Origin of the sequence: Xanthobacter lutulentifluminis, from assembly GCF_043194675.2 — a bacterium.
In the GTDB taxonomy this organism is placed as follows: Bacteria; Pseudomonadota; Alphaproteobacteria; order Rhizobiales; family Xanthobacteraceae; genus Xanthobacter.
Genome location: NZ_CM195525.1, coordinates 3,444,436 through 3,468,551, shown reverse-complemented (window position 1 = coordinate 3,468,551; position 24,116 = coordinate 3,444,436). Strand labels below are relative to the sequence as shown.

The 24,116-nt window shown below is 65.5% G+C and carries 23 protein-coding genes and 1 pseudogene; 13 read left to right on the top strand and 11 right to left on the bottom strand.

The annotated features are described in order from the left end of the window. Positions 1 to 3: 3 nt before the first annotated feature. From V5F49_RS15935 to V5F49_RS15875, 13 genes and pseudogenes are all read left to right on the top strand, one after another. Positions 4 to 806: pseudogene (locus V5F49_RS15935) on the top strand (IS5 family transposase). Positions 807 to 1,042: 236 nt separating this feature from the next. After that, a complete protein-coding gene (locus V5F49_RS15930; RefSeq protein ID WP_238123842.1) occupies positions 1,043 to 1,468 on the top strand; it encodes a hypothetical protein in 426 nt (141 codons plus the stop codon). A gap of 65 nt (positions 1,469 to 1,533) precedes the next feature. Continuing rightward, complete coding sequence (locus V5F49_RS15925; RefSeq protein ID WP_238123841.1) at positions 1,534 to 2,850, top strand: TolC family protein; 1,317 nt, start codon at positions 1,534 to 1,536, stop codon at positions 2,848 to 2,850. Continuing rightward, positions 2,847 to 3,836: a divalent metal ion exporter adaptor subunit IhpB gene (gene ihpB, locus V5F49_RS15920; RefSeq protein ID WP_012112638.1), complete on the top strand. Its 990-nt coding sequence runs from the start codon at positions 2,847 to 2,849 to the stop codon at positions 3,834 to 3,836. The genes V5F49_RS15925 and ihpB overlap by 4 nt, the downstream gene beginning before the upstream one ends. Then, the gene (locus V5F49_RS15915; protein ID WP_238123840.1) at positions 3,826 to 4,227 is read left to right on the top strand and encodes a P-II family nitrogen regulator; all 402 of its coding nucleotides are present in this window, start codon (positions 3,826 to 3,828) and stop codon (positions 4,225 to 4,227) included. Before ihpB ends, V5F49_RS15915 begins: the two co-directional genes overlap by 11 nt. After that, positions 4,224 to 7,433 carry an efflux RND transporter permease subunit gene (locus V5F49_RS15910; RefSeq protein ID WP_238123839.1) on the top strand — a complete coding sequence of 1,070 codons (3,210 nt, stop codon included), beginning with the start codon at positions 4,224 to 4,226 and terminating at the stop codon, positions 7,431 to 7,433. Before V5F49_RS15915 ends, V5F49_RS15910 begins: the two co-directional genes overlap by 4 nt. 24 nt (positions 7,434 to 7,457) lie before the next feature. Then, the gene (locus tag V5F49_RS15905) at positions 7,458 to 7,853 is read left to right on the top strand and encodes a hypothetical protein (protein ID WP_012112635.1); all 396 of its coding nucleotides are present in this window, start codon (positions 7,458 to 7,460) and stop codon (positions 7,851 to 7,853) included. An 11-nt stretch (positions 7,854 to 7,864) separates the two neighbouring features. Then, complete coding sequence (locus V5F49_RS15900; protein WP_238123838.1) at positions 7,865 to 8,167, top strand: hypothetical protein; 303 nt, start codon at positions 7,865 to 7,867, stop codon at positions 8,165 to 8,167. Positions 8,168 to 8,588: 421 nt separating this feature from the next. Then, a complete protein-coding gene (locus V5F49_RS15895; protein WP_394117624.1) occupies positions 8,589 to 8,840 on the top strand; it encodes a hypothetical protein in 252 nt (83 codons plus the stop codon). Positions 8,841 to 8,934: 94 nt separating this feature from the next. Continuing rightward, positions 8,935 to 9,396, top strand: coding sequence for a hypothetical protein (locus V5F49_RS15890; RefSeq protein ID WP_198139188.1), 462 nt, complete (start codon positions 8,935 to 8,937; stop codon positions 9,394 to 9,396). 412 nt (positions 9,397 to 9,808) lie between these two features. Further along, entirely contained in the window at positions 9,809 to 10,237 is a 429-nt protein-coding gene (locus V5F49_RS15885) for a TFIIB-type zinc ribbon-containing protein (protein WP_394092170.1), read from the top strand. A gap of 522 nt (positions 10,238 to 10,759) precedes the next feature. Continuing rightward, a complete protein-coding gene (locus tag V5F49_RS15880) occupies positions 10,760 to 13,267 on the top strand; it encodes a heavy metal translocating P-type ATPase (protein WP_238123836.1) in 2,508 nt (835 codons plus the stop codon). A gap of 119 nt (positions 13,268 to 13,386) precedes the next feature. After that, on the top strand, positions 13,387 to 14,304 hold the full coding sequence (locus tag V5F49_RS15875) for a LysR family transcriptional regulator (RefSeq protein WP_012112630.1): 918 nt from the start codon (positions 13,387 to 13,389) through the stop codon (positions 14,302 to 14,304). 22 nt (positions 14,305 to 14,326) lie between these two features. On the opposite strand, the gene V5F49_RS15870 is transcribed toward V5F49_RS15875, so the two are convergent. The 11 genes from V5F49_RS15870 to trbB are packed head-to-tail and all read right to left on the bottom strand — an operon-like array spanning position 14,327 to position 23,865. Continuing rightward, complete coding sequence (locus V5F49_RS15870; protein ID WP_012112629.1) at positions 14,327 to 14,548, bottom strand: DUF2274 domain-containing protein; 222 nt, start codon at positions 14,546 to 14,548, stop codon at positions 14,327 to 14,329. Between the two features lies 1 nt (position 14,549). Beyond that, on the bottom strand, positions 14,550 to 15,797 hold the full coding sequence (locus V5F49_RS15865; RefSeq protein WP_238123835.1) for a TraB/TrbI/VirB10 family type IV secretion system protein: 1,248 nt from the start codon (positions 15,795 to 15,797) through the stop codon (positions 14,550 to 14,552). After that, a complete protein-coding gene (gene trbG / locus V5F49_RS15860) occupies positions 15,794 to 16,846 on the bottom strand; it encodes a P-type conjugative transfer protein TrbG (RefSeq protein WP_238123834.1) in 1,053 nt (350 codons plus the stop codon). Before trbG ends, V5F49_RS15865 begins: the two co-directional genes overlap by 4 nt. Next, positions 16,843 to 17,532 (bottom strand): conjugal transfer protein TrbF, encoded by a 690-nt coding sequence (gene trbF / locus V5F49_RS15855; RefSeq protein ID WP_238123833.1) that lies wholly within the window; start codon positions 17,530 to 17,532, stop codon positions 16,843 to 16,845. The genes trbG and trbF overlap by 4 nt, the downstream gene beginning before the upstream one ends. Continuing rightward, positions 17,529 to 18,836 carry a P-type conjugative transfer protein TrbL gene (trbL, locus tag V5F49_RS15850; RefSeq protein WP_238123832.1) on the bottom strand — a complete coding sequence of 436 codons (1,308 nt, stop codon included), beginning with the start codon at positions 18,834 to 18,836 and terminating at the stop codon, positions 17,529 to 17,531. The genes trbF and trbL overlap by 4 nt, the downstream gene beginning before the upstream one ends. After that, complete coding sequence (gene trbK-alt / locus V5F49_RS15845; RefSeq protein WP_238123831.1) at positions 18,833 to 19,093, bottom strand: putative entry exclusion protein TrbK-alt; 261 nt, start codon at positions 19,091 to 19,093, stop codon at positions 18,833 to 18,835. The genes trbL and trbK-alt overlap by 4 nt, the downstream gene beginning before the upstream one ends. 9 nt (positions 19,094 to 19,102) lie before the next feature. Next, the gene (trbJ, locus tag V5F49_RS15840; protein WP_238123830.1) at positions 19,103 to 19,837 is read right to left on the bottom strand and encodes a P-type conjugative transfer protein TrbJ; all 735 of its coding nucleotides are present in this window, start codon (positions 19,835 to 19,837) and stop codon (positions 19,103 to 19,105) included. Continuing rightward, the gene (trbE, locus tag V5F49_RS15835; protein WP_394117625.1) at positions 19,834 to 22,263 is read right to left on the bottom strand and encodes a conjugal transfer protein TrbE; all 2,430 of its coding nucleotides are present in this window, start codon (positions 22,261 to 22,263) and stop codon (positions 19,834 to 19,836) included. The genes trbJ and trbE overlap by 4 nt, the downstream gene beginning before the upstream one ends. 14 nt (positions 22,264 to 22,277) lie before the next feature. Continuing rightward, positions 22,278 to 22,550, bottom strand: coding sequence for a VirB3 family type IV secretion system protein (locus tag V5F49_RS15830; protein WP_238123828.1), 273 nt, complete (start codon positions 22,548 to 22,550; stop codon positions 22,278 to 22,280). Next, positions 22,550 to 22,849, bottom strand: coding sequence for a TrbC/VirB2 family type IV secretion system protein (locus tag V5F49_RS15825; protein ID WP_238123856.1), 300 nt, complete (start codon positions 22,847 to 22,849; stop codon positions 22,550 to 22,552). Before V5F49_RS15825 ends, V5F49_RS15830 begins: the two co-directional genes overlap by 1 nt. A gap of 29 nt (positions 22,850 to 22,878) precedes the next feature. Then, positions 22,879 to 23,865 carry a P-type conjugative transfer ATPase TrbB gene (gene trbB, locus V5F49_RS15820; RefSeq protein ID WP_238123827.1) on the bottom strand — a complete coding sequence of 329 codons (987 nt, stop codon included), beginning with the start codon at positions 23,863 to 23,865 and terminating at the stop codon, positions 22,879 to 22,881. Positions 23,866 to 24,116: the final 251 nt, after the last annotated feature.

Genomic DNA, 24,116 nt, shown 5'->3' with positions numbered 1-24,116 from the left:
TCCATGCCCCGCAAGACCCCGCCCGGACGGCGCCGCTACGAGACCGACCGGACGGACGGACAACGGGATCTGATCGCGCCGCTGATCCCTGCAGCGCAGGCGGGCGGGCGGGCGGGCGCCCCAGGAAGGCGACGTCGCGCGAACTAGTAAACACCATCCTCTATTTCGTGCGGGCCGGCATGGCAGCTTCTGTCTCGTGACCTGCCGCCGTGGCGGACGGTCTATTATTATCTGCGCCGCTGGCAACGCGAGGGCGTCTGGGAGCGAGTTCACCACACCCTGGTCATGGCCGACCGCGAGCGCAGCGGCAGGGCTGCCTCGCCCTCGGCGGCGATCCTCGACAGTCAGTCGGTGCGCACCGCTGATCAAAAGGGGACGCCAAGAGCTACGACGCCGGCAAGAAAATCACCGGCCGCGAACGGCGCATCCTGACCGACACAGACGGGCGCTTGCTCTGCGTGTGTCTCCACGCAGCCGATATCCAGGACCGCGATGGCGGCAAGCTGCCGCTGACGGCCTCGCGCCAGCGCTACCCGTTCGTCGCCCGCGTCCTCGCCGATGGCGGCTATGCCGGGCGGCTTGCGGCATGGGCGGCGGATAAGGCCCACATCACCCTCGAAATCATCCGCCGTGGCACCAGCGCCAAAGGCTTCGAGGTCCTGCCGCGCCGATGGGTGGTGGAACGCACCTTCGCCTGGATCTTCAAGAACCGCCGCCTCGTCCGCGACTACGAGCAGATCACCGCTGTTGCTGAAACCCTCATCACCGTCGCGGCTTCAGCCACACTGCTGCGCAGATGGCAATGAACCGATGCCCTTCTCAAACACCCCCTCAGCCCTTGCGAATTTATCTGCGAATGCCGAACAACGAGGCTGGAACGATCCTCCAATCCATCGCAATCAGGATTGAAGATCGATGGTCTCCGGTCACAGAAACGTGAGACGCTTGCATCTCGGTTATCTGACGCCACAGCAGCGAAAAGATGATGTGCTGTGTCTGGGATACCCTTGACAGGCGGATTGTCCCGGAGCACTTCAGAAACATGCTTCGTGTCCTCACCCGCATGATGATCGCGTGCCGTGCGCTGGCCTTCCGCCAGGGCGTGGTGCTGGCGCTCGTCATGGGTCTCGTCGCGGGCCCGATGCTCAACACGCTCACCACCCGCCATGCTGAAGAGGCGAAGGCGGCCATTGCCGGTTTGTCGCTGGGCTTTTCCGATCCCGGTGGCGTTTTGCCGGACGTCCTCGCCGCGGAGCATGCTGAGCCGCAGTCTCAGAGCAACGGCAAGTCTTCCCCCCAGGCCGACACATCCACGGTCGATCACAGCTGTCACGGCTGCGTGGCGTTCGTGCTGCCCGTGGTGGCCACCGCGCCGCTCGGCGGCCTGACGCCCGTTCGCGTCGCGATTGAACCGGCGACCGCGTCGAGCCGTACCGTTCCCACCGAAATCCGTCCCCCCTGCGCCTGATCTGACCCCTGTCCGCGCGCGGGCGCCCTGCGCCTGCGTTCAGCTCACAGCCATCGGATCAGATCATGCCGCCTCGTGCCCTTGCGCGTGCGCTTATGGCAGCCCTTGTGCTGCTTCCGGCGTCGCCGACGCTTGCCGAATCCGCGCGTCCCCAATCCACACGCCCTGCAGCCGCGCGTTCTTCAGCCGAGCGCCCTCTCGCCTTGACCAGTGCGATGGCGAGCGCGCTCGCCGCCAATCCCCGCCTCACGGCGGCGGAACGGGACATCGGCATGGCCTCCGGCCGCTCCACCCAGGCCGCCGCACTGCCCAATCCGGCCTTGTCGCTGGAGGTGGACAACGCCATGGGCTCTGGCTCCTACCAGGGGCTGGACCTCGCCGAGCAGACGCTGCAGATCAGCCAGCTGGTGGAGCTGGGCAGCAAGCGCGAGGCGCGCATGGCCGCCGCCGGCGCGGGTGTCACAGTCGCGCGCTGGGAGCGTGAGGCGACCCGCCTGCAGGTGCTGGCGGAAACCACCGCAGCTTTCTCCGCCGTGCTGGGCGCGCAGCAGCGCGTCTCCATCCTCGATCAGCAGGCGGCGGCGATTGCGCGCCTTGCGCCGCTGCTGCAGACGCGGGTGGATGCGGGCGCGTCCTCTCCTGCGGAGATTTCGCGCGCCCGTGTCGCCGCAGATTTCGCGAAAGTCGAGCTGGACCGGGCCAAGGCGTCTCTCGGGACCGCGCGACGTGACCTGGCCGTGCTCATGGGCATGAACGAGGCCCGGTTCGGCCGCGCCACGGGCAATCTTTTCAAAGTCAGCGCGCCGCCAGCGCTGCCGAGCCTCATCAAGCAGGCTCAGGGCAACCCCCAACTCACGCGTTTCACGGCCGTCCAAGGGCAGCGGCGGGCCGAGCTGCGCGCCGCGCAGGCGAAAGCGGTGCCCGACGTGACCCTGGGGGTCGGCTATCGCCACTACAACGAGACCGCCGACAGCGGCATGCGGGTGACGCTCTCAGTGCCGATCCCGATCTTCGACCGCAATGAAGGCGGCATTTACGAGGCACAGGAATCCCTGCGCCGGGCGGAGGCGGAGGAGGCCATCGCCCGCGGTGCGCTGATCGCCCAGTTGGGGCGCGCCCACGACACCCTGAAGGCGGCCTATGACGAGGTCAGCCTGCTGCGCACCAGCACCATTCCCGGCGCGCGCAGCGCCTTCGAGGGCGTGGAGCGTGGCTACGGCGAGGGCCGCTACACGCTGCTCGAGCTGCTGGACGCCCAGTCCGCGCTCACCGATGCGTCGCTGCGCGAGCTCGACGCCCTGGTCAATTTCCACACCGCGCTCGCGACCATCGAGGGCCTGATCGGCCGGCCGGTGAACCTCAGCAAGGGAAAGACGAAATGAGCCGCACGGCGCGACGCGACCTGGCGATGCTCGTGGTCGGCCTTATGGCCGGAGCGGGCGCCATCTATGCTTTTCAGGGGCCTACGGCACCGGTGCCCGGCACGGTGGCCGCCGAAGCCGGACATGGGGCCGAACCGGGCCAAGGCGAGGGCGGCGAATCCCACGGCGAGGGCGCCGTGGAGCTGAACAACGCCAAGCTTGCAGCGGCCGGCATCGGCCTTGAGACGGCGGGACCGGAAAAGCTGCGGCAGAAGCTGCGGCTCAACGGTCTCGTGCAGACCAACCAGGAGACCGTGGTGCAGGTGACGCCGCGCTTTCCCGGCGTCGTCCGCGAGATCCGGAAGCGGATCGGCGACACGGTGCAGAAGGGCGACGTGCTCGCCGTCATCGAGAGCAACCAAAGCCTGACCACCTATGACCTGAAGTCCCCCATCGCCGGCACGGTGGTGGACCGGCAGGTGGCGTTGGGCGAATACGCCTCGGAGCAGAAGCCCGCCTTCGTGGTGGCGGACCTCTCCACCCTGTGGGTGGATCTCTCCGTCTACCGGCGCGACTTCGCCCGGGTGCGGGTCGGCGACAAGGTGGAGGTGGACCCGGACGACGGCGGCGCCCCCATTGCCGGCGAAGTGGCCTATGTCTCGCCCATCGGCGCGTCGGACACGCAGACGGCGCTCGCCCGCGTGGTGATCCCCAATGACGGCCTGCGCCTGCGCCCCGGCCTGTTCGCGGTGGGCACCATCACCCTTGCGGAGAAGCCTGTGGACCTCGCCGTGCGCCCCGGCGCGCTGCAGGCCGTCGACGGGCGCACGGTGGTGTTCGTGCGCAACGGCGACGCCTTCGAGCCGCGCGACGTGGAGATCGGCGACCGCGACGCCGAATGGGCCGAAGTGTTGTTCGGCCTGATGCCGGGGGATGTCTATGCCGCGAAGAACTCCTTCGTGGTGAAGGCCGAGCTCGCCAAGGGGAGCGCCAGCCATGAGCATTGATCTCACGCCCCGGATTGATCCTGCGCCCCAGGAGGATCTGAAGCTTTTGACCGCGCTCATCCATCCCCACCTTGAGGGACGGGTGGTGCAGGCGCTGCAGGAGCTGCCGCAATTCCCCGGCTTCACGCTGGTGGAGGTCCGCGGCCAGGGCCGCGGGCGCGGCGTCGGCGGCACCTATGTGGCGAGCGAATACGACCTCGTCTACCAGCGCCATCTGCGGCTGGAGATCGTCTGCCGCTCCAGCGAGACGGAGGCCATATCCGGCCTCATCGCCCGCGCCGGCTGGACCGGGCGGCGCGGCGACGGCGTGATGTTCGTCACCCCCGTGGAGAGCTTCGCCCGCATCCGCGAGGTGGGCGCGCCGAGCGAGACCGAGGGGGGCGCGCGATGATCGACGCCATTCTCGCCTTCTCCATCCGCCAGCGCTGGCTGGTGGTTCTGGTGTGCCTCATGGTCGGTGCGTTCGGGGCGTGGAACTTCACGCGCCTGCCCATCGATGCGGTGCCGGACATCACCAATGTCCAGGTGCAGATCAACACGTCCGCGCCCGGTTTCTCGCCGCTGGAGGTGGAGCAGCGCATCACTTTCCCCATCGAAACCGCCATGGGCGGCCTGCCGGGGCTGCAATATACGCGCTCCCTCTCCCGCTATGGCCTGTCCCAGGTCACCGTGGTGTTTGCCGATGGCACCGATATCTATTTCGCCCGCCAGCTGGTGAATGAGCGCATCCAACAGGCCAAGGACCAGCTTCCCCAAGGGGTGGAGACGGCCCCCGGGCCGATCTCCACCGGCCTCGGCGAAATCTACATGTACACGGTGGAGGCCAAGCCCGGAGCGAAGAAGCCGGATGGCACGCCTTATTCCCCCACCGAGCTTCGGACCATCCAAGACTGGATCATCAAGCCGCAGCTGCGCACCGTGCCCGGCGTGGTGGAGGTGAACACCATTGGCGGCTTCGCCCGGCAGTTCCATGTGCTGCCGGACCCGGCGCGGCTGATGGCCCACAACATCTCGTTCCGCGACGTGATGACCGCGCTCGCCGCCAACAACGCCAATGTCGGCGCCGGCTATATCGAGCGCAATGGCGAGCAATATCTGGTGCGCACGCCGGGCCAGGTGGCGAACCTGGAGGAGATCCGCGACATCGTCATCGGCAGCCGCGATGGCACGCCGATCCGCATCGGCGACATTGGCGAGGTGCGCGAGGGCCGCGAGCTGCGCACAGGCGCGGCGACGCTCAATGGCGGGGAGGTGGTGCTCGGCACCACCATGCTGCTCATTGGCGAGAACAGCCGCACCGTGGCCCAGCGGGTGGCCGCGCGCCTGGAGGACATCTCCCGCTCCCTGCCGGAGGGGGTGATTGCCCGCGCCGTTTATGACCGCGCCCATCTGGTGGAAGCCACCATCGCCACGGTGGAAAAGAACCTGCTGGAAGGCGCGCTGTTCGTGGTGGTGGTGCTGTTCGTGCTGCTCGGCAATTTCCGGGCCGCGCTCGTCACCGCCTGCGTGATCCCGCTGTCCATGATGCTCACCATCACGGGCATGGTGGAGAACAAGGTTTCCGCCAATCTCATGAGCCTCGGCGCCATAGATTTCGGCATCATCATCGATGGGGCCGTCATCATCGTGGAAAACTGCCTGCGCCTGCTGGCGGAAGAGCAGCACAAGCGCGGCCGGTTGCTGACACGCGCGGAACGTTTTCAGACCATCCTCGCCGGCTCCCGGGAAGTCATCCGCCCGAGCCTGTTCGGCACCCTCATCATCGCCGTGGTGTATCTGCCCGTGCTCACGCTGACCGGGGTGGAGGGCAAGATGTTCACGCCCATGGCGGTCACGGTGCTGATGGCGCTGGCGGCGGCGGCGGTGTTCTCCATGACGTTCGTTCCGGCGGCGGTGGCGCTGCTCGTCACCGGCAAGGTCTCCGAGCACGAGAACATCATCATGCGCACGGCGCGGCGCATTTACACGCCGCTGCTGGACGCCGCCATCAACTATCGCGCGGTGGTGGCGCTCATGGCGATGGGGCTCATCCTTGCCACCGGCGTGGCGGCCTCGCGCATGGGCGGCGAGTTCATCCCCAGCCTCGACGAGGGCGATGCCGCCATCCAGGCCCTGCGCGTGCCCGGCACCAGCCTCACCCAATCGGTGGAAATGCAGGAGGCGTTGGAAAAGCGCCTGCTCCAGGTGCCCGAGGTGAAGGAGGTGTTCGCCCGCACCGGCACGGCGGAGGTCGCCACCGACCCCATGCCCCCCTCCATCTCCGACGGCTACATCATCCTGAAGCCCCGCGCCGAGTGGCCCGATCCGCGCAAGCCCAAGGCCCAGGTGATGGCGGATATCGAGGAAGCCTCCGAGGAGGTCGCCGGCAGCAATTACGAGCTGTCCCAACCCATCCAGCTGCGCTTCAACGAGCTGATCTCTGGAATCCGCTCGGATGTGGGCGTGAAGATCTTCGGCGATGACCTCGACACCCTGTTACAGGTGGCGGGTCAGGTGGAGGCGGTCATCCGCGCCATTCCCGGAGCGGCCGATGTGAAAAGCGAGCAGGTTTCCGGCCTGCCCATGCTTACAGTATCCCTCAACCGTCCCGCCATGGCCCGCTACGGCGTGAGCGTGGCGGAGGTGCAGGAGCTGATCGAGATCGCCGTGGGCGGCCGCTCCGCGGGCGTGCTGTTCGAGGGCGACCGCCGCTTCGACATCATGGTGCGCCTGCCGGAGGAGTTGCGCACCGACATCGAGGCCCTGCGCGCTCTGCCCGTGCCCCTCCCCCCGGCGGTGGCCGACCCGGACAAGCCGCGTCCCGCGGTGTGGGCCTCGGGTGCCAATGCCCAGATCCGCTATGTGCCATTAGCCGCCATCGCCAGTCTCTCCATCTCCCCCGGCCCCAACCAGATCAGCCGGGAGAACGGCAAGCGCCGCATCGTGGTGAGCGCCAATGTGCGCGAGCGCGACCTCGGCTCGTTCGTCACCGAGGCGCAGCGTCAGGTGGCCGAGAAGGTGAAGCTGCCGGAGGGCTATTGGATCGGCTGGGGCGGGCAGTTCGAGCAACTGGTCTCCGCCACCCAGCGGCTCGCCATCGTGGTGCCCATCGCGCTCGCCCTCATCTTCCTGCTGCTGTTCATGAGCTTCGGCTCGGTGGCGGATGCTGCGCTGGTGTTCTCCGGGGTGCCTTTGGCGCTCACCGGCGGCATCGCCGCGCTGCTGCTGCGCGGGCTGCCATTGTCCATCAGCGCCGGCATCGGCTTCATCGCGCTCTCGGGCGTCGCGGTGCTGAACGGGCTCGTCATCATCGCCTTTATCCAGAAGCTGCGTGACGAAGGCCGCGACATGGTGGCCGCCGTGCGCGAGGGCGCCCTGACGCGCCTGCGGCCCGTGCTGATGACGGCGCTGGTCGCCTCCCTCGGCTTCGTGCCCATGGCGCTCGCCACCGGCGCGGGTGCCGAGGTGCAGCGGCCGCTTGCCACCGTGGTCATCGGCGGCATCGTCTCTTCCACCATCCTCACATTGCTCGTGCTGCCGGCGCTCTACGTGCTGTTCCGGCGCGAGACCAAGGCCGCCGAGACCTCGCAGGCGGCGGCGGAAAACCCAGCCTCCTGAACCTTCAAGAACGGAGACCAAGTCATGTTGAAGCCTCTCATCATCGCGGCCAGCCTTCTGGCCGCGGCCCCCGCGCTCGCCCAGGCCCCCGCCGAAAGCGGCCACGCCCACGGCGCCCAGAAGGGACCCCACGGCGGCGCGCTGGAGGATATCGCGGGCGTGCACGCCGAAATCGAGGTTTCGGGCAAGACGCTGACGGTTCATGTGCTCGACGGCGCTGGAAAGGGCGTGGACACCGCCGGCTTCACCGGCTCGGCCATGCTGGTCCTCGGCGGCGCGCGCCAGACGGTCGCGCTGAAGCCTGCGGGCGAGACCCTCGTCGGCGAGGCGGGCGCGCCCATCGCGGCCGGCACCGCCGTCACGCTGGTGCTCAAGACCGCCGCCGGAAAATCCGGCCAGGCCAAGTTCACCACCCACTAAGGAGAGGTCCCATGGCTGGAACACGCATCCTACGGCAGCGTATCGTGCTGCTCAGCACTCTCGCCGCTCTCACGCTGCCGGCAAGCGCCGCCTTTGCGCTCGACCCGCAGCCGAAGACCTACCGCGAGAAGCAGCGCCACGAGTTCCGTGACGTGCAGTTGGGTCTGTCCCATCCCGCTCCCCACGGTCGCAGCACGCTCACTAACGCGGCTGGTCGCAATGACATGAATGGGAACAAGGACAGTACGAGCATGGCTGCGCAAGACAGCCGGCCTCCGGTCGACCAGAGTCCACTACGAGGCGCGTCTCAATGAAGACGCGAGCACTCAACCGGCTGGCGCGAGCGATCAGATGAGCAGGCTGCTACGACTTGCCCTGCTGCGTCTCCTGCTCGCGGTGGGGGTGTGCCTGGCGCCGCTCGGCATCGGCGATGGCCTTTATGCGCAGCCTGTGGCCGGCGCGAGCCTGACCGATTCTGCGCATCACGAGGAACGGGATTCGTCCTCCGGGCAGCCGGTCTGCGCGCTGGTGCGGTGCGAGTGCCATGCCTGCCCGCATCTCGCCGTGACGGCGGCGTCAAGCTGGCCGGTCCGGTGGGATTCGAGGGGCATGTGGTTGCGCGGGGAGCGCATGATGAGAGGCGTCGCCCCGGAGGTGGATCCGCCTCCACCCCGAGCCTGAATGTTGAAACGACATGAACAGTTCAAGACGATATCCAACATTCGAGGTTCAATCATGAAGCGTTACGTCATCGCCCTGGGTTTCGCCCTTCTCCCGGTCGTGGCTTCGGCCGAGCCCTATTCCTCGACGCTGAGCGCAGAGGAGCATGAGCGGCACGAATTCTTCGACGCCCAGAAGAACAACTATCCAAGCGGACGGGCCGAAAGCGGAGTGAGGCCGCCGCGGCTTCAGCCAACCGATGCCCAGAGCACCACGGGCAACTCGACGGGCAGGACGATCAGCACCGCCTCCGGCGCGCAGCAGTAATGCCGAAGGCATGAACCGAGAGGGGCGTCCTCCGCCCCTCTCACCCTTGGATGACCAACAGCTGCGAGATCAAAGCATGAGGATATTTTTGGTCTTGGCCACGCTCCTTGCGGTCACCGCAGGCGCTTCCGACGTGGCGCCGGCGTGGGCGGCAGCCAGTTCCGCCACTCAGCCGGCTCCTGCGGACCTACGGGCGCAGGCCACGGCGCACCTGAAGTTCCTCTACGCAATGTATTTTGCCATCCGGGCCTGCACGGAGGCAGCTGAGGAGCAGTCGGACCCCAGATTTAAGCCGACGCTCAGCTTCGCGGAAGCCCAGAAGGTCCTGCGCGCGGCGGACGCTTCCGCCCGTTCGGTCGGCATCGATATAGATCAGGCGTGGCTCGAGATGAGTTCCATCGGACAGGCGACTGGCGAGGCGCTGAAACATAAAACCGAAGAAAATTTCCAAAAGTGCCGACAGAGCGGAATGTTTTTCAGGACGATTACATCAAAGCTGCAAATGGCGATCAGCCAGCTCAAGGGATCGATTCCTTTGATCGAGAAGGATTTTTGATGTGTCTTCGATTATGGGTGGCTTCGCCGCCTCGCAATCCGCTTCGGAAGCTCTAACCGTCTACACGTCAAGAGCTGGAGATTTCGCGCCCGTCACGCCGGAAAGGCCTGCTCCGCTTTGGAGGGGCAGCGTGAGAGAGAGATCCCAGATGATGACACTGAGGCATCGTCTGGACATTCCGATCTCTTTGCAAAACTTGGCCGATCCGATCTGCGCCTGGATAGCGCCACGGCTCGGGGACTCGCGGGGACGCAACGACTTCATTTCTCCCACTCCCACTCCCTCTCCCTCTCCCTCTCCCTCTCCACGAAACACTCACGATGCAGTTCTTCTCCAGCAGAGGACCCCATCACGAAGACGCTGCGAATTGGTTCAATTCGGCGACGATCTGTCTTGCCTCTCTAGTAACTAGATGGGTCAGGCTCCGGCGCCCCCCCGAAAACCGGAAGACAAACTGCGGAGCGTAACAATGATTGAACCTTCAGCTCAGGGGCTGCTTTGCCCTGTCTGCCGCACCGATCTTGTCATGACCGAGCGGCAGAACGTCGAGATCGACTATTGCCCGAGATGCCGCGGAATCTGGCTTGATCGTGGAGAATTGGACAGGATTGTAGAAAGAAGCATTGCGACGGTGACGTCGAGCACGCCCACCAATGCGCCTCCGAGTTCGACGGCCGGGCAGCCCAGCGCGCCGATGCCGTGGGGGCAGACCCCAGGCGGCTATTCGCCAGCCCCAGGCGCTCACGGTTCGAAGCATCACGGTTCGAGTCACGATTCACACGGCAGTTCGCGCGAGCACGGCGGGCACAAGCGTGGTTTTCTTGGCCGCCTCTTCGATTAGCGTACGATGCGTGGGCAACGCGCCCTGTCGTGCACTTCCAAGCACTTGCCGGCGTATGTGGCGCCGGAGCTGCGGGCCGTCGTGCCAACCTTTAACGAGCAGGAGAGCGTGGAAACGCTCTCCTACGAACTCGACGCGGTGTTGGAGGACTTGGTTTGGGAAGTGAGCTTCGTCGATAACCGCCCCCTTGACGGACCAATACGAGCAGCCCTCGCGAGGTCGCGCGAGACGCGAGTGAACTGTATTTACAACATACGATATATATTCAGAACGGCAGAATGATCGTCGATCCGCCACATTCAATTATTTTCACAATCAATCTGAATAACGATATCGCTCACGAGCATTCGTCATAATGTAACGGCAGATCCACTATTTAATAACATTTTAATTTATATTTTTTAAAATCCATCTCACCAGAAAAATAAGAATTTATATAAAATTATGAAAATAAATATGATGCGACACTTACTTGTATTTGAGATGTGAAATATATACGGAAAAATATGAGGTCTCAAGAGCATGACTGAAAAGCTTCGATTGGACATTCCGATCCTGCTGCCGAAGGTGCGCGATGCTGCCGACGCCTGTGTGGCCCGGCTGATTTCCGAGCTGCAGGGACGCGAGGGCATTGCGTATGTGCATGTCGCTGCCGGAGAACCGGCCCAGCTTTGCGTTCACTACGACGCGGCGGTCATAGCTTTGTCCCGCATTCGGGAATTGGCCGAAGGTGCCGGAGCGCGCCTTACCGCACGGTTCGGCCACGCGAGCTGGCAGGTGGACGGGATTACCCACGAACGGCGCGCGCGCACCGTTGCCGAAAGCCTGCGCAGGCTGCCCGGCGTGCTGGAAGTGGAAGCGAGCGCTTCCGGCGTCGTGCGTATTGAATTCGACCGCGAGACGGCAACAGAGGATGAGATCAGAAAAGCCCTCGCTGAAATGGAAGTCACCGTAGTGGGAGACCCTGCCGCGGGGAGCCAGCATGCAAAGCTGGATTCCCGCCCTGACCACGAACACGGTGCAGGCAGTCATGAGCATGCCAACGCTAAGCATGGGGACGCAGAGGCTGAGCATGACCATGCTCATGGCGGCTTTCTCGGGCCCAATACAGAGTTGATCTTTTCCCTGGCCTGCGGCGCGCTGCTGGCGATCGGTGTTGCCATCGCAAACCTGATTACCGCTGCTCCGGGCTGGCTTCCCGACGCCTGTTTCATCGCAGCATACGTCTTCGGCGGCTTCTACACGGTGCGGGAGGCTGTGGACAACCTGCGCCTGCGCAAGTTCGAGATCGATTCCCTCATGCTCGTGGCAGCCGCAGGCGCGGCGTCGCTCGGGGCATTTGCTGAAGGTGCGCTGCTGCTCTTCCTGTTCAGTCTCGGCCATGCGCTGGAGCATTATGCCATGGGCCGCGCGAAGCAGGCCATCGCTGCGCTGGCGGAACTTGCGCCGCGAACCGCAATCGTCCGGCGCGATGGGGGAAGCATCGAACTGCCTGTCGAGGATCTCCTGATCGGCGATGTGGTGATCGTGCGACCCAACGCGCGGTTGCCAGCGGACGGCTTTGTCGTGACGGGCTCCTCCGCCATCAACCAGGCCCCGGTCACGGGTGAGAGCATTCCCGTGGACAAGCGCCCGGTAGAGGATGTGGCGGAAGCACGCGAGCGCCCGGATGCTGTTGGGGCCAGCTCGCGCGTCTTCGCTGGAACAATCAACGGCGCGGGAGCGATTGAGGTAGAGGTCACTCGCCTGTCGGAAGACACGGCGCTCGCCAAGGTCGTGAAAATGGTGAGTGAGGCGGAGACCCAAAAATCCCCGACACAACGCTTCACCGAGAAGTTTGAGCGGGTCTTCGTGCCAATAGTCCTGGGACTTGCCGTCCTGCTGCTGTTTGCGTGGGTGGTGGTGGACGAACCCTTCAGTGCCAGCTTCTACCGTGCGATGGCTGTCCTGGTTGCGGCGAGCCCCTGCGCACTCGCCATTGCCACCCCGAGTGCCGTGCTCTCGGGTGTTGCACGGGCCGCACGCGGCGGCGTGCTGGTGAAGGGAGGCGCGCCGTTGGAGAATCTCGGCTCCCTCCAAGCCATCGCTTTCGACAAGACCGGAACATTGACGGAAGGCAGACCGCAGATCACCGACGTGATCCCTGCCCCCGGTGTTTCCGTTGAGGACCTACTCATTGTGGCCGTGGCAGTAGAGGCTCTCAGCGACCATCCTCTCGCCGCTGCCATCGCCCGCGACGGGCGCAAGCGGCTCGAAGGGCGTGACATCGGTGAGGCGAGTGATCTCGAAAACCTGATCGGACGTGGGGTGACCGCGACGTTCGCTGGCCAGCGCGCATGGATCGGCAAAGCGGAGATGTTCGGGGGCGAAGGCGTGGCACCTCTGAGCCCCGTGATGGCTCAGGCGATTGAGAAGCTAAGGGAAGAAGGCCGCACCACGATGATCGTGCGGCTTGGAGACCGGGACCTGGGCGCTATCGGCCTGATGGATGCCCTGAGGCCTGAAGCAAAGTTCGCGCTGAAGCGTCTCCGCAAACTCGGCATGACGCGGATGATCATGATATCCGGCGACCACCAGAAGGTGGCGCAAGCCATCGGCCGGGATGTGGGCGTGGACGAAGCTTGGGGCGACCTGATGCCCGAAGGCAAGGTCAAGGCCGTCCAGGCGCTGCGAGATGAGGCGAAGGTCGCGATGGTCGGCGACGGAGTGAACGACGCACCGGCCATGGCCAATGCCACAGTCGGTATCGCAATGGGTGCCGCCGGCTCCGACGTAGCCTTGGAAACAGCAGATGTCGCGCTCATGGCCGATGATCTGAGGCACCTGCCTTTTGCGGTCGGGCTCAGCCGCCACACCCGCGCGATCATCCTGCAAAACGTGTTCATCAGCCTCGGCGTTGTGGCCTTGCTGGTTCCCGCAACTATTTTCGGCCTGGGCATCGGACCTGCCGTCGCAGCGCACGAAGGCTCCACGCTTGTGGTCGTATTCAATGCCTTGCGCCTGTTGAGATACAGCGATCCAGGGGACTGAATACGTATATCAAATATTGAAATACTATAATTAACGTGATAAAATTATACGCGAATCGCGTTGAAAACAGGAATATGTAAAATTATATTATATAGTAATTTTTTGTGGATGTCTGATCAATGAATAATAATCCGCCAAAAACCTCCGGGAGCATGAGACATTTACGTCATTTTATCACCGCTGCAGAGGCAGGAAGCCTTCGGCGCGCTGCGGAGGTGCTGGGTTTGCAGGAATCGACGGTCAGCCGATCGGTGCGAGACCTGGAGGATCAGCTCGGGGCCTCGTTATTTCTCCGGCACCCCAGTGGTGTGACTCTTACGTTGGCAGGACAATGCTTTCTTCACCGCGCACGTCAGGCACTTGTGCAACTTCAGAAAGGCTGGGAAGAGGTCGCGGCAATTGGACGTTCGGAAAACGGGATCTTAAGGATAGGCATTTTCTCAACCCTGGCTTCTGGTTTTATGGGAGATCTGTTTCGCGCGTATGATGTACATCATTCAAGCGTACATATCGAATTTGTTGACGCCGAGGCCAATGAACACGCTGCCTCCATTCGGAGCTTTGACATCGACGCGGCATTCGTCATCGGTCGATTCCAGTGGGCGGAATGCGACTCTCTTCATCTTTGGACCGAGACGGTCTTTATCGCCTTTCCGGAAGGCCATCCATTGACTCGCAATGAAGAGGTCACATGGCAGGATCTCGTTGATGAGAGATTTCTTGTGCGGATCGAAGGTTCAGGGGGCGAGGTGCGGGAATATCTCAGAAGGCGCTTAGCTGTTCTCGGTCGTCGCCCGCTCATCAATGCACAACGGATAGGCCGCTCCAGCTTGTTGGGACTTGTGGCGTCGGGGCGCGGGGTGGCGCCCGCCACCCAGTCTGAAACCGTGATCTCGGTCCCAGGTGTCGTCTACCGTCCTATCGCGGGCGAAACTCTACCCTTCTCGGTGCTCTTCTCGCGACGAAACGACAATCCCGCATTTCGGGCGCTGCTCAGTCTTGCTCGAAGCATGGCTCAGCACTCGGATCGAAGCTGACTGAAATGAAAAACACAATGCTTCACCGGGCTGCGCGACGTACTCTCATAAAGCCGCGGTCCGTCACAATGAAGCGCTCCAGCATGGGCACGATCAGCTTGAGCGGGTCTGCGATTGGGCTTCCTGTCTCTCCGCCCAGCACCCGTGCATAGGCGACAAGATCGCGATGCAGCTTCGCCGGCAGTTCGACGGTCACCTTCACCGGCTTCTCGTCGAGGATCTCGCTGAGCTTCAGCTTCGGCATGTCAGCCTCCATAGGGTTCGAGAACGAGGTCGCGCGTGACGATGACCCGCACCGGATATCCCGGCCGGACGGTGAGCGTCGGTGCGATGTTGAGCTGGCGCTGGACGATCTGGCGGCCAGTCTGGCTGATGCTGTCGGAAGCTCCCTCGCGTAGAGCGCTAGCGAGGTCGCTATCGCTGCCTGACGTGCCAGCACTCGCCCCGACGCTCAGGATGGTGGAGAGCGCTGCCGCCTTGAATAGCTCGCCCCAGTGATAGTCGACGCCATCTTCGAGCCCGGCATAGCCCTCAACGTCAGCTCCGGGCTGGCGCTCCAGCACGATGGAGCGGCCATTGGGGAAGATGAGGCGGTTCCAGACGAGCAGCACCCGGCGCTGTCCGAAACCTACGCCATTGTCGTACTGGCCAATGATGCGGGTGCCCTGGGGGATCAGGAGGATCCGGCCGGTCGGGCTGTCATGGACGTTCTCAGTGACCTGGGCGGTGATCTGACCCGGCAGATCGGAGCGGATGCCGGTGATCAGCGCTGCGGGAATGACCGCGCCGGCCTGCAGGCTATTGGGCGAGGCCGGAGCCGCGACGCGATCTGGCGACACGGTGCGCCGGTCGACTGCCTGGTTAAGGAAGGCGAGCTGCCGCTCCTGGGCCGTTGGTGTCGCCGCTTGCGGACCAAGGCCGAGGGATGCGAGGTCGGGGACAGACGCCGCAGTGGTCACCGAGGCCGCATCCACCTGTTGCGCCACGACGGTGCTCGCAGGCCGCGAGTTGGTCTGGGCGAACAGCCGTCCCGTCCGCGCCGCCTCGCTTTCCTGCTGCTGGCGCTGCTCATCGGGACTGAGGGCAGGATTGGGCATGCCTGCCATAGTCGGCATCGGCGGTTGCGCCGCAGTCTGCGCATTGAGGATGGGCCGGCCGAGGTCGCCGGGCAGCGGCGGCCCCAGCTTCGGGATGCTGGTGTAATCCTTCGGCAAGCCGGCGAGCCCGTCGGGCGTCGCCTTGACGTCGGTGGCGTAGAGCTCCTGGCCCGGCCCGTGGTCCTTGCGGGCCTGGAGGGCGTAGATCAGCGCGCCGCCGATCCCAAGGCCCGCGACGAGCCCCAACCCGGCCAACACCTTGCGGGAAAGGCGGGTCACCCGCGGCGGCTCCGGTCTCAGCCGCATGGCCGCAGCCGCCTCCCCCGCCAGCGGCCGAGCGCCGTCGTCGCCGGTTCGCCCCGGCCTTTTCTCCTTCCCGGGGTCGATGCCGTTCATAGGACAGGTCTCCCGTCGGTGCGGGAGATGCGCACACGCTTCTGGTCCTTGTCGGCGCCAAAGCGCAGCTCGGCTGCGGCGAAGAGGCGATCGACGATCATGTAGGTGCCGCGCACGCGATAGTTCACGAGCTCGGAGGTGTCGCCCTCGGGGCCCACCACGAAGAGCGGCGGCATCTCGCCCTGGCCGATGCCGCGCGGAAACTCGATGAACACCTGCTGGCCGTCGTCGAAGGCCCGCAGCGGCCGCCACGGCGCCCGGTCGCCCGAGACCTCGTAGCGGAAGTTCACCCGCGTGAGGTCGATGCCGGTGGCGGCGGGCTGTACCGCCTGGGCCTCGGCATTCTGACGCCGCAGGGCGATGAGCTGGTCCTGGGGATATTGCCAGGAGACCGAGGCCATGTAGGTCTTCTCGGTGGAGCGCAGCTCCATGTGATAGGTGCGCAGATTGGTGTTGATGACGAGGTTGGTGGTGAGGTCGGGCCGCGTCGGCTTCACCAGGATATGGACCTGCTTGGCAGCCCCTGCTCCGCTCTCAGTGTCGCCGATGATCCAGCGCACCGTATCGCCGGCGGCCACCGGCCCCGAGCCCACCAGTTGCTCACCGGGCTGTAGTGCGATGTCGGTGACCTGCCCAGGCGCGGCATAGACCTGATAGAGGGCACCCTCCACGAAGGGATAGACCTGCATGGAATTGATGAAGCCATTGCGTACCGGCTGAACGCGGGCGGCCGCATTGGCCTGCTTGACGCGGGCCTGCGGATCGGCCGGCTCCGGTTCCGCCTTCCCGTCCCTGCCCACCGGCTTCAATTGGCCCGGTAGAGGCAGAGGCTTCGGCAGCTCGACAATACGCACCGGCCCCGGCGGCTCGGCCTTGAAGACGGCAGGCGGTGCATCGTCATAGGCGATCTCGGGCGGCTTCTCGAAGGTGGCGCAGCCGGCGAGCGCAGACGTGCAAAGCAGCAGAAGCGGCAAGCCGGACTTACGGAAAGCCGGAAAAGAGAGGCCACGGCGCGCCGGCCTCGCGGATGTACGGATGGCAGGCGTCATTGGGCGAGCTCCTTCGACCAGTTGATGGCGTTGACGTAGATCCCGAGGGGATTGGCTCGTAGGCGCTCGGCATCCCGCGGCGCCTGCACCACGACGGTGAGGATGGCGCTCCAGCGGGCGGTGTCGGCGAGGCTGCCGTCCTGGTAACGGCGCTCAGTCCAGGCGATGCGGAAGGACTCCGGCGAGGCGCGGATCACGCTCGAGACCTCCACCACCACCTGCTGCTTGCCGACCCGGGCGAAGGGATCGTCGGCGCGGGCGTAATCGTTGAGGGCGATGGCGCCGGCCTGGGTCGTGTAGGCGTAAGCCCTCAGCCAGTTCTGCCGCACGATGACAGGATCGGCGGAGATACCGCGCACCTCCTCGATGAAGCGGGCGAGGTGGAAGGCGATCTGGGGATCGGACGGGCGGAAGTCCGCGGCGGCGGGCGCCACGGCTTGCGCCTGTCCGAGCTTGTCCACCTGCACGACCCACGGCACCACCGAGCCGCTCAGGGCCTGCCAGGCCAAGGCGCCAGAGAGGCCGGCCGAGAGGGCAAGGCAGCCGAAGGCCATGAGGCGCCAGTTCTTCGCCTGGACCCGGGCGGAACCGATGCGATTGTCCCAGACCTGAGCCGCGCGCTGATAGGGCGTCTCGGGCTCGGGTGCGCGGCCGTAATGAACCGCAGGTCGCTTGAACGGGGTCATGGACGATCGCTTTCAGAGAGGGAGATGGACGATCCGCCGCCATGGCTGTCGCCGGACCGCACCGCATGAGTGGCGGCCTGGACCCCATGGGACATCTGCTGGGAGCGCCGCATGTGCCGGGCCCAATCGGGGGCATCACTGGTGGAGGTGGCGGTCGGAGCAGGAGCGCTCGACGGCGCGGAACTCGGGCCGGCGGCGGCGGATGCCGTCTCGCCAGCTGCGTCAGCGGAGCGCCTCAGGGGAGATGTCGCTGCCGCACCGGCCGCCCTCGCCATGCCGCCAAGGCCACCTGCGACACCGGAAAGACCCGACTGGCCAGCAGCGCCGGCGCCGTACGCGGATGCCGCACTTCCAGCGAGACCCGCCCCCGCTTGTGCGGCGGCAGCGGTCGCGGAGAGTGCCGCGCCAGCCCCGCGAGCGGCGAGGCCCGCGGCACCGAGGCCTGCGAGCGCGACACCACCCGCGGCAAGCCCGGCCCCCACGGCAGCGCCGGCCCCGAGCTGGGGCGCGCCCGTGATCAGTCCCGTCGCGATTCCGGGACCGAAGATGCCGAGGCCCAAGAGCGCCAGCGCGGCCAGGACAGCGGACAGGGCCTGGCTGATGGTCGGCTGGGCATCGCCATAACTGGAGGCGAATTGGGAAAACAGCGTTGAGCCAATGCCGACGATGACGGCAAGCACCATCACTTTCACGCCCGAGGCGACGATATTGCCGAGCACCTTCTCGGCGAGGAAGGCGGTCTTGCCGAAGAAAGCGAAGGGGATGAGCACGAAGCCCACCAGCGTCGTCAGCTTGAACTCGATAAGGGTGACGAAGAGCTGCACCGCCAGGATGAAGAAGGCGATCAGGATCAGGAGCCAAGAGATCAGCAGCACGGCGATCTGCACGGCATTGACGAAGATCGCCACTGGCCCGGTGAGCTGGCTTGCCGCATCGAGCAGCGGCTGGCCGGCCGAGAGCCCCACTTCCGCAAGACGCCCCGGCCGCAGGAAGTCCGCCGTGCTGATGGTCGACCCGCCGGCCTTGAGGCCGAGCCCGGCGAAGCTCTCGAAGGCGATCTGGGCCAGGGAATTGAAGTTGCCGATGATCCAGGCGAAGAAGCCGATGGCGAGGGTCTTCTTGACCAGCCGGCGCATCACATCCTCGTCGGCACCCCAGGCCCAGAACAGGCCGGCGAGCGTGATGTCGAGGGCGATCAGAATGGAAGAGAGGCCCGTCACGTCTCCCTTGATCAGGCCGAAGCCGGAATCGATGTAGCTGGTGAAGGTGTTGAGGAAGGTGTCGATGACCCCTACGTCGTTCATCGGATCACTCCCTCAACGGACTCGCCGAAGAAGCGGCGGCGGTTCTGCTCCCAGAGCGCGGCGCAGCGCGGATCGATGGGGTCGGCCGTCTCGATCTGGGCGCAGCTCTTGAGATCTACCGACGAGACGGGCGCGATCCTCCCTCTTGCGACGACGTTGGGCTCCGGTCGTCGACCTGCGGCGGCAGCGAGCGCAGCCAGCACTGCGCCCACGAGGCCGGCGACGATGAGGGTTCGAAGCGCGGTGTCCCGGTCCATGGCCACGCCTCACTTGCCGTGGAACATGGTGACGGCGGCGGGCTGATAGCTCGACCCGGTGGAGAAGCGCCGGTAGCGCTCCTGCCCTTCCGACACCGCAGTTGCCCGCTCGGCTTCCGACAGAGCCTGCGCTCGGCCGTTGGCCGTGACCACGGCGGTGAGGTCGGAGAGCTGCTGGGCCTGGAGCGCCTGAAGCTGGTTGCCGGCCTGCATGGCCTGCAGCGCGCCGGTTGCCGCCTGGCTCTGGTCCACCAATGTGGAGGACTGCGTCCGGTTGGTGTCGAGATTGCCGACGACACCGGCCTGCACCCGCATCGCATCCTGAAGGCCGGCGAGCGTGGTCTCCCACCGCGTCTTCGCCTGGGAGACGAGTTGTGCATCCGAAGTGCTCAGGGAGACGGAGCCGTATTGACTCTGGAAGGCCTGATCGATGGCGCTGACGTCATAGGCGATCTTCTGGGCCTGCCCGAGCAGTTGCTGGGTACGCTGGGCGGACTGCTGGAGCGCGCTGAGGGAGGAGTATGGCAGACTCGCGAGGTTGCGGGCCTGGTTGATCAGCATCTGTGCTTCGTTCTGCAGGGAGGTGATCTGGTTGGTGACCTGCTGCAGCGCCCGAGCGGCCTGAAGGACGTTCTGGGCATAGTTGGAGGGGTCGTAGACGACGTACTGCGCGGCAGCCGGCGCCAGCGGGCATAAGAGGAGCGGCGCGGAGACGAGCGCCGCCCGCAAAGAGTGGCGGATCATGAGGGTGTCTCCAGATTGTCGAGGGTGGGGATGAGGTCGGCCGCCCAGCCGAGGCCGCGGTACCGCAGCCAGGCGGCGAGGAAGCCATCGCCCCCGTGCTCGGCCAACACCTGCGAGAGCGCAGCCTGGTCGGTCTTGGATGAAGTGGCGCATAAAGCGAGCGCCACCTGCGAGAGCCCGAGCTCAAAGAGGCGGTTGCCGCGCCGGGATTGGCAGTAATAGTCCCGCTTTGGCGTCGCCCGGGCGAGGATCTCGATCTGTCGGTCGTTAAGGCCGAAGCGGCGGTAGATAGCCGTGATCTGGGGTTCCACCGCCCGCTCGTTCGGGAGAAGTAGCCTGGTCTGGCTGCTCTCGATGATGGCGGGGGCGATGGCCGAGCCATCGATATCGGACAGAGACTGCGTGGCGAACACCACGCTGGCGTTCTTCTTGCGCAGGGTCTTGAGCCATTCCCGCAACTGCCCGGCGAAGCCGTGGTCATCGAGGGCGAGCCACCCCTCGTCGATGATGAGGAGGGTGGGAGACCCGTCGAGCCGGTCCTCGATGCGGTGGAAGAGATAGGAGAGCACCGCCGGGGCGGCGCTGGTGCCGATCAGCCCCTCGGTCTCGAAGGCCTGGACGGAGGCCTGCCCCAGATGTTCGGTCTCGGCATCAAGCAGCCGGCCATGGGCACCGCCGATGCAATAGGGGCGCAGCGCCTGCTTGAGGGCATTGGACTGGAGAAGGACGGCAAGGCCGGTGAGCGTCCGCTCTTCGATGGGAGCGGAGGCGAGCGAGGAGAGCGCCGACCAGATGTGCTCCTTCACCTCCGGGGCAGTGGAGACACCTTCGCGGGCGAGGATCGCCACGATCCAGTCGGCCGCCGAAGTTCGCTCGCGCAGCTCGTCCACGCGTGATAGCGGCTGGAGGGCGATGCTGTCCTCCGCGAGACCTCCACCGAGATCATGCCAGTCGCCGCCCATGGTGAGGGCCGCCGCCCGGATGCTGCCGCCGAAGTCGAAGGCGAACACCTGGGCTCCGGCATAGCGCCGGAACTGCAGCGCCATGAGTGACAGCAGCACCGACTTGCCGGCGCCGGTCGGCCCCGCCACCAACGTGTGGCCCACATCCCCCACATGGAGGGAGAAGCGGAAGGGGGTGGCGCCTTCCGTCTTGCCGTAGAACAGCGGCGGCGCGGCAAAATGCGTGTCCTGCTCGTCGCCCGCCCAGACTGCGGAGAGAGGGATCATGTGGGCGAGGTTGAGGGTGGAGACGGGCGGCTGGCGGACATTGGCGTAGACGTGTCCCGGCAGGCTGCCCAGCCAGGCCTCCACTGCATTGAGGGTCTCCACCATGGCCGTGAAGTCCCGGCCCTGGATCACCTTCTCCACCTGCCGGAGCTTCTCGTCCGCGATGCGGGGATCGGCGTCCCAGACCGTCACTGTGGCGGTGACATAGGCGATGCCGGCATGGTCGGCGCCGAGCTCCTGCAAGGCGAGATCTGCGTCCTCCGCCTTGTTGGCGGCATCCGAATCCACCAGTACCGACGCTTCGTTGGTCATCACCTCCTTAAGGATGGCGGCGATGGACTTGCGCTTGGCGAACCACTGCCGGCGGATCTTCGTGAGGAGCCTGGTGGCGTCGGTCTTGTCGAGGAGGATGGCGCGGGTTGACCAGCGATAGGGAAAGGCCAGCCGGTTGAGATCGTCGAGGATCCCGGGCGTGGTTGCCGTGGGAAAGCCGACGATAGTGAGCACGCGCAGGTGCTGGTCCCCGAGCATGGGCTCGAGCCCGCCGGTCAGTGGCTGATCGGCGAGGAGCGCGTCCAGATACATGGGCGTTTCGGGGACACGCACCCGCTGGTGCCGGGTCGAGACACATCCGTGCAGATAGGTCAGGGTCTCCGTGTCATCGAGCCAGCGACACTCAGGCATGAAGGCTTCGACCAGCCTCAGGACGCGGTCCGTGCGATCGACGAAGCCATCTAATGCTTCGCGGGGATCGACACCCTCGTCCCCACGCCCCTCATAGAGCCAGCTCTCCGCCCGCGCGGCATCCTCCGCCGGGGGGAGCCAAGCGAAGGTGAGAAAGTAGCTCGACTCGAAATGGATTCCGGCCTCGGCGAACCCGGCCTTCCGCTCGGCATCCACCAACGCGGAAGCAGGATCGGGAAACAGGCTCTCGGGATAGGCTCCCGCCTCGTGCCGCTGGGCTTCCACGAACAGTGCCCAGCCGGAGCCGAGGCGGCGGAAGGTGCTGTTGAGGCGACCCGCCACCGCCACCAGCTCAGCAGGCACCGCGGAATCGAGGTCCGGCCCGCGGAAGCGCGCGGTGCGCTGGAAGCTGCCGTCCTTGTTGAGGATGGTGCCAGGGCCGACCAGGGCCGCCCAAGGCAGATAGTCTGCGAGCCGGCTCCCGTGTCCGCGATACTCGGCAAGGTTCATCATGGTGCGTCCCCTCCTCAGACTGACAGGTGGGAGGGGATGCGCAGATGCCGGCGCACCACGTCGACGAAGAGCGGATCGCGCTTGCCAGCCCAGACGGCGGCGAGGTGGCCGATCGCCCAGAGGGCAAGGCCCACGAGCCAGAGCCGGAGCCCCAGTCCGACGGCGCCGGCGAGCGTGCCGTTGAAGATGGCCAGCGCCCGCGGCGCGCCGCCGAGCAGGATCGGCTCACTGAGCGCTCGGTGGACCGGAACGGAGAACCCCGGCACCTCGCCCGCATCGCTCGCCATCAGACCAGCGCCCCGCCGCTGAAGGAGAAGAAGGAAAGGAAGAAGCTGGAGGCGGCGAAGGCGATGGAGAGGCCGAACACGATCTGGATCAGCCGTCGGAACCCGCCCGAGGTGTCGCCGAAGGCGAGCGCCAAGCCGGTCGAGATGATGATGATCACCGCCACGATCTTGGCCACCGGCCCCTGGATGGACTCCAGGATCGACTGCAACGGTGTCTCCCACGGCATGGAAGAACCAGAGGCATGGGCAGCGGATACCGCGCAGGCGAAGGCGACGACCACCACGGCGGTTCGCAGCAGGCGGCGATGGCGAGAGACAAAGCTTGTCTTCACAGGGAGGTTCCTTCTTCGGTGGGAGAGATCGCGGGCGAGATCCGGTAGTCACCGTCAGGGCCAAGCCCTTCGACGTGGGCGAGTTCGGTGAGCCGGCGTGCGGCACCGCGGCCCGACAGCACGGCGATCAGGTTGATGGTCTCGGCGAGCAGTGCGCGGGGGACGCTGACGACGGCTTCCTGGATGAGCTGCTCGAGCCGTCGCAGGGCGCCCATAGCGCTGCCGGCGTGAATGGTGCCGATCCCACCGGGATGGCCCGTGCCCCACGCCTTCAGCAGGTCCAGGGCTTCCGCACCGCGCACCTCGCCGATGGGAATGCGGTCCGGACGCATGCGGAGCGACGAGCGGATCAGATCCGAGAGCGAGGCGACGCCGTCCTTGGTGCGCAGAGCTACGAGATTGGGCGCAGCGCACTGAAGCTCACGTGTGTCCTCGATCAGGATGACACGCTCGGAGGTCTTGGCCACCTCGGCGAGGAGGGCATTGGTAAGGGTGGTCTTGCCGGTGGAGGTGCCGCCCGCCACCAGGATGTTGGCGCGGGATGCCACGCCCTTGCGTAGGGCCTCGGCTTGCGCCGCAGACATAATGTCGGAGGCCACGTAGTCGTCGAGCGTGAACACGGCGACGGCGGGCTTGCGGATGGCGAAGGTTGGAGCCGCTACGACGGGCGGGAGCAGTCCCTCGAAGCGTTCTCCCGTCCTGGGCAGCTCGGCGGAGAGCCGCGGGGCACCGGCATGGACCTCAGCCCCGATATGGTGCGCGACGAGGCGGATGATGCGCTCGCCGTCAGAGGGTGATAGCCGCTCGCCCGTAGCGCCGAGGCCTTCGGACAGCCGGTCAACCCAGAGGCGACCGTCCGGATTGAGCATGACCTCGACGACAGTGGGATCATCGAGAAGACGGGAGATCACCGGGCCGAGTGCGGTGCGCAACATACGCACGCCGCGCGTCAGGCCTTCCGAACTGTAAGCTGAAGCCGCCATGTCATCCCCGCCGTGGCCGGGCGCGATGCAAGGGCTTCCCGGACGGGGATGATTAAAGAAGGGGGAATTGGGGGAGATTCAACAACAGGAATGAGCCATCGCAGTGTGGCGTGAAAAGACAGGCAAAAGGGCCAATAGCTCTGACATCACCGTGGTCAGGAAAATAGCGCTGTTGACCCATAGAGGCCCCTCGACGTCGCTTGCAGCGACGTCGGCTTTGCGCCCCCTTCTCCGCCGTAAAACGACCGTGC